The following is a 569-nucleotide window of genomic DNA, read 5'->3' as shown; positions in this document are numbered from 1 at the left end:
CGGCGTACCGGGTATGGGAAACGGCCTCGACGTATGAAGGCCACCCCGTTCGGCTGATCGTCGTCGAATCGAGCGCACTCGACCAGCGCAAAGGAAAAACGCTCGAAAAAGAGCGGGTCAAAGAAGCTGTGCTTCTTCGCGAGGAACAAGCCCGTTGGGAGCGTCACCCCTTCTCCTGCCGCGAAGACGCCGAACAAGCCTTGGCGTCCCTCAAGGCGTCCCTTCGCCCCCGGTTTCATCGGGTCAAGGCCGCGGTCGAAGAGATCGTGCGCCCGAAAAAACGGCGCGGCCGGCCGAAAAAAGGGGTGGAACCCGAGATGGAGACGCTGTATCTTTTGCGCCTGGACGTCGAATTCCACCAACAGGCATGGGAACAGGCAAGACGGAAAGCGTCCCGGTTTGTCCTCGTCACGACCGTTCCGAAGGAATGGAAAGGCCGAACGATGGATGCTCGAGAAATCTTGAAGTTGTATAAAGGGCAAATCTCGGTGGAAATGAACTTCTCCTTTCTCAAAGATCCGTTCTTCACCGACGAGATTTACGTCAAAAAGCCAGAACGGGTGGCGGTG

1 protein-coding gene is annotated in these 569 nt (G+C 57.3%); it reads left to right on the top strand.

What is annotated here, in order from left to right; genetic code table 11:
• The coding region (locus B4113_RS07845) for an IS1634 family transposase (protein ID WP_235597977.1) at positions 1–569 on the top strand (569 nt) is incomplete at both ends.

Source organism: Geobacillus sp. B4113_201601, assembly GCF_001587475.1.
In the GTDB taxonomy this organism is placed as follows: domain Bacteria; phylum Bacillota; class Bacilli; order Bacillales; family Anoxybacillaceae; genus Geobacillus; species Geobacillus icigianus.
Note: the sequence above shows the minus strand (reverse complement) of the source record. Positions and strands in the feature narration are given on the sequence as shown.